The sequence below is a fragment of the Nostoc flagelliforme FACHB-838 genome (genome assembly GCF_014698065.1).
In the GTDB taxonomy this organism is placed as follows: domain Bacteria; phylum Cyanobacteriota; class Cyanobacteriia; order Cyanobacteriales; family Nostocaceae; genus Nostoc; species Nostoc flagelliforme_B.
The window spans coordinates 1-5,196 of record NZ_JACJSI010000402.1 but is presented as its reverse complement, the minus strand read 5'-3'; the positions used below and the strand labels follow the sequence as shown (position 1 = coordinate 5,196).

Genomic DNA, 5,196 nt, shown 5'->3' with positions numbered 1-5,196 from the left:
TTCAAAAACAGATTCTTTTATTAATGAAAATGCCTGAGTCCCTTTATCAGCTAAATTCCAAGCTGTGCAAGACATAATTACTTCTCACTCCTCCAAAATGAGCGAACCTACAGTTACTATGTTGCTCTGCTCAAAAAGTCAAGTCAAAATGGGGAACCCAAGCACTTGAAGAACGGTTTCGCCGTAAATTCCCACACTTGCGAATCCTGCGAATTGACAGCGAATCCGTTGCTGATCCTTCTCATGCGGCTTTCGGTTGTATTGCTCACCTGAACGAGATTCTGACCCAGTACGATTTAGTTATCGCATCTCCAAGTTTAGAAACTGGGGTCAGCATCGACATTCGAGGACATTTTGATGGTGTTTGGGGCATATTTCAAGGTGTGCAGCCGGTTAACTCTGTGCGTCAGATGTTGGCAAGGGTTAGAGAGACTGTTGACCGTCACATTTGGGTGAGAGAGTGGGGGATGTCGGTTGTGGGTAATAGCTCTACATCCATCGGAGGATTGTTGAGAAGTCAGCACGTTGCAACACAAGCTAACATTGCGCTGTTATCGGCGGCGGATAATGACGATTACAGCTATGTTGACCAGAATTTTCAGCCGGAGTCATTGCAGACTTGGGGCAAGTGTGGCTCTGTGATTAATGTAGAAATGCGGCGCTATCGAGAATCTGTGCTTGCGGGTTTGGTCGAAGATGGTTACACCATTATTGATGCCGACGATGCTGATGACGATGAGAGTGGGGCTGTAATCGAGTCGGTTAAGGCGGCATCTGTTGAATTGTATAATGCTGAGTGTGAAGCGATCGCTAATTCTGATGAACTCTCCCCAACCGAATTGAAGAAACTGCAAGACAAAAGAGCGAAAACCAAAACCGAACGACATCAACAGCGCAAGGCTGAATTGTCCCGTCGCTACGAAATTGACGTAACCCCTGATTTGGTCGAGAAAGATGACGATGGGTGGTATCCTCAACTACGGATGCACTACTATTTGACACTGGGGCGGGAATTTCTGACCAACCGTGATGCGAAACGGGCAGCAGCGCAGTTAGAAGCAGGGGAGAATTCGGTTTGGAAACCAGATTTTAACAAGGGGCAGTTATTACCTGCTGTATTGTTACTCGAAAATCTGAATTTGTTGCAGTTTCTTACACCAGACGTTCAGTTACGGGGAAGTGACGAGAAGATGATGCAGTTTAAGGCACTAGCTGTAACGCATCGGCACGTTATCAAGAATTACCTTCATGTCAGTATCTCGGAAAAACTTACTCCTGTGGCGATCGCACAGAAACTACTTGCGAAGATTGATTTGAAGTTGGACTATGTTGGTCGGCTTGGTTCACAAGACAATCGGGAGTGCGTTTACCAGTTTGTGCCTGTTGATGATCAGCGTGATTCGATTTTTGGGCAGTGGTTCAATCGGAATGAAGCATTAAATCGTGAGTTGGTGTCAGTCATGAATAATATAGTGTTACCAACACAAGGCATTGACACCAGGGCAAACGCATCTAAATTACTCTTGATCACAACGAAGGTTAAGAACCAACGAAAAAATCAGGATTTCGAGCTTGATTATTTTTTAAGCCCCAAAGCGATCGCCTAAAACTTTCGCAATAAGCAAAACTTAATGACATTGATTTTAAATCTATTCTCAATAAAGTATGCTTATTGACATGATGCGGCCGCCCTGGCATTGACACCACCCCCCAGGATATTCCTCAAACACTCACGCCAGTGGAAAGTCCGACTGTCCAAGGATGGAAGGGGCTGAAGCTGAAAATACGCCTTGGACTCGACAGCGCTGGCCAATTCTACCAACAGTTAGTCTCCATAATTGGCAAGGCTATTGGCGTTGCTGATGGTGAGCCTTACTGGAATGGGTATTTGGGGCAGTGGCAGGTTTGGGTTAACTTTGGGAGCGACTGTAGATCTGTGGTGTGCGATTGGTTGGTAGGGGTTTAAAGAAATTGGGCGTACGGGTACGGTAAGTTGATTTTATCCTTTAAACTAGACATTAAAGGCTGTATGCTGATTCTTTCGTTACAAGATTGCCACCCTAATTAAAAAGTTGAATACATTAATTAATTTGATGATAACTAACTTCTCGTGGACTAAACAGTGGTATCCAATAACTCCCGTCAGCTATCTAGAACCCTCTCATCCGACTCCCATCACTTTGCTTGGAAGAAAGCTAGTAATCTGGAGAGACAAACATCAAAATTGGGTAGTAATGGATGATACTTGCCCCCATAAATTGGCGCAATTATCTTTAGGAAGTATCAATGAAAATGGAAACCTAATGTGTCGTCATCATGGTTGGTGTTTTGATGGGGCAGGGAAATGTACAAATATTCCCATGTTGAGTGATGAAAAGGCTTTAATAACTGCTTGTAATAGCGAGCGATCACAAGTAACAACATACCCTACTCAAGTGCTACAAGGATTATTATGGATCTGGGCAGATAATAGCCCTACTGCTTTTGAAGATAGTGCTTCAAAGCAACCTGCCCTGATGCCCGAATCTCAACTTGATAGCTCTTCAAGCGATTGGTTTATGTCAGAAGTTCCTGTTGATTATATTATCTCTGTTGAAAGTAGTTTTGATCCTTCTCACGCCCAATTTTTGCATGAAGGAATTGCTGGATTTTCTCCAGACAGAGCCATCCCAATACAATATTTTGGAGTAATGGGAGAAATATCTGCTGATGACGGTTTTACTTTAAAGCATTCTGGTTACAATATTTTTAACAAAGATATGGATGCAACTCGGAAGTTTACTCCACCTTGTTCTAATACAACAATCTACAAATATTCTAGCGGTAAATCCGCTTTGTTTCAGTTATATTTTATACCTACTAAACCTGGTTATTGTAAACAGATTGGTAAATTTATTGCTGATGGCCTTCCACAAAAACGTAATTTTTGGTTTGAGCTTCTGCCCAAATATTTACAAACTGGGTTAAAACATTCATCTAGTTATAAGTTGAGTAACCAAGATTTATCAATGATGCACTCCCAAGCTGTTAACGAATCTGTGGGAAATAGAACTTGGCAAAAGTCATATTTTATGCCATCAGTAGCTGACGTTGGCATCGTTACTTTTCGGAAATGGCTAGATGAGTTTGTCGGTGGTAAACCTGTATGGCAGGGAGTAGCAGAAGCACCTTTTCAGGAATTAAATGATGAGCAGTTATATGATATCTGGCACAGACATACAAAACATTGTTCTAGTTGTCGGCAATCTCTAGTTTTGATAGATAAAGTCCAAAATTTTTGTCAAAACTTGACGCTTGGATTGACGATTTTAGCGTTATTACTAATCGTAATTAATCTTCCTATAAACATAGTTGTTATACTAGTTTCATTTGGCATATTAAGTTTAATTTTTAACTATAAATTAGATTTAATTCGAGGGCGCTTTCTCAGTAGTATTCCCAAAAAAGGTTTACCCGTGGTTGAATTATACGAAAATTAACATCAAATACTTTCACCCCAGACAGATTCATTTTTTGCGTAATTAAATAAAAGAATAAAGATACAGCACTTCCGGCTATTATGCAATATAGTTTTCTCCTTGCCCCTCTCCTATCATCGCTTTCAGCTTTTAGGATGTACCTCATAGCTGCTGGAAGTGCTGTATCTGGGGCAGTGGCAGGTTTGAGTTAACTTTGGGAGCGGTTGTACGTCTGTGGTGTGCGATTGGTTGACGGCGGTGTAGATCAGGAGAAATTGCTTCAGTTTCGACTTGGTGATTGTGGACTATGTACAGTTGATTGAACCAAGAGAAAAGCGGGGTGGTGAAAATCGTGTACAAGAAATCGGCTCCATCTTGAAACAACTCAGGGCGATCGCTAAACAATTCAATAAGTATCTGACAAATTCTGAACATGAAATCGAGATGATCATGTTTCAAATTGAAACAGTTCCGATGAAGTGAAAATTGTTTTCTATGCAAAATAGGAAGCTGAGAATGATTAAATTTACCAAAAACTTTTGTAACAATGGGCGACTCTTGCTTTAATCAACTAGCCACTGCATTAACAAGTAACCTATCGATATAAACCGAAAACTCCCAAATAACATCACCCATGTTACTGCTATCAGGATAAAACTTAACCACTTATTATTGTGGTAAAATTTCCGCGCTTGCCAAATAATAAATGTCAAATTTGTAGATAATGAAACCGCTATTATATTAGCTAAAAATAACCAATGCTCTTCTGTTACTCCTTGCATCCAAACTATTAACGAACCTCCGTTCGCACTATTGGGCTGAAAACTCGCATCTCTTAATGGTGATACTTGATAAGCAAAAATGCTACTAGCTATCGTTAGGAATAACAAGAATACTAGACTGAACATTGAAAAGTGTCGAATATTTTGAAAGCTTCTCATATAATCTCCTAAAATTTAAGGTAGTGAACGCCTTTGATTACAACCAAAGATGCTACTAAGGGCTATGACATTGATTATTTGGTTTGCTTACTTTGTTTAGACCGATTCAATTTTAAAAAGTTTCAAACCTATTTATATGAGTTCTTGCTACAAACTTACAGAGTCAAAGCTTCTAGACTGTTTCCCGATTTGCAACACTCTTGGCCTTTCCTTACTGACGGCATAACTTGGTGTGGGTTAAAGCAAAGCTGGACAGACTCCGAGACAGTCCATATTATCAAGCCTCTGCTGGACTGAATTAGTCTTATGTCAACCACAACACCCAGAAAATCAAGCAATGAAATTAATTGCGAATGGGCGAAAAAGCGAATTGCGAATTGTTTTGCTTGGGGAATGCCTGGGCAATATCACTGGAAGCTGGAGAATCCGCGAGAAATTAAGCCGATTCCTTACATTAGGCGGTTGGAATTCATAAAAATTTCTTGGTTCCTAGAGATAGTAGTGGTAGATTGCAATCGTCTACATCTTTAGTCATTGATGCTCATGCGGCTGGTTTGCTGGTTCATGTCTGGACTTTCCGCAATGAAAACTGCTTTTTGCCACTGGACTTTCAAGGAAATCCCCAAGAAGAGTATGAACTATTTTTCAGCTTAGGTGTTGATGGCGTATTTAGCGATTACCCAAATACGGCAGCTTACTATGCTACTGTTCAATAGGAATTGGTAGAGTAATAAAAATCACGGAAAAATAACATGGTTTTACTTAACTGGAAATCCTGTATAACAGCAGTAACCTTG

Annotated in this window: 3 protein-coding genes and 2 pseudogenes; all 5 read left to right on the top strand. The window is 40.6% G+C overall.

All coding sequences use genetic code 11. The features are described from left to right. Positions 1 to 125: 125 nt before the first annotated feature. Positions 126 to 1,607: pseudogene (locus tag H6G97_RS44920) on the top strand (plasmid replication protein, CyRepA1 family); the annotation flags it as partial. A gap of 131 nt (positions 1,608 to 1,738) precedes the next feature. After that, positions 1,739 to 1,966, top strand: coding sequence for a hypothetical protein (locus tag H6G97_RS44915; protein WP_190946928.1), 228 nt, complete (start codon positions 1,739 to 1,741; stop codon positions 1,964 to 1,966). Positions 1,967 to 2,093: 127 nt separating this feature from the next. Further along, positions 2,094 to 3,479 (top strand): aromatic ring-hydroxylating dioxygenase subunit alpha, encoded by a 1,386-nt coding sequence (locus tag H6G97_RS44910; RefSeq protein ID WP_190946927.1) that lies wholly within the window; start codon positions 2,094 to 2,096, stop codon positions 3,477 to 3,479. Positions 3,480 to 3,752: 273 nt separating this feature from the next. Further along, the gene (locus tag H6G97_RS44905; protein WP_338421985.1) at positions 3,753 to 3,941 is read left to right on the top strand and encodes a hypothetical protein; all 189 of its coding nucleotides are present in this window, start codon (positions 3,753 to 3,755) and stop codon (positions 3,939 to 3,941) included. Positions 3,942 to 4,857: 916 nt separating this feature from the next. Continuing rightward, positions 4,858 to 5,115: pseudogene (locus H6G97_RS44900) on the top strand (glycerophosphodiester phosphodiesterase family protein); the annotation flags it as partial. Between the last annotated feature and the right edge of the window lie 81 nt (positions 5,116 to 5,196).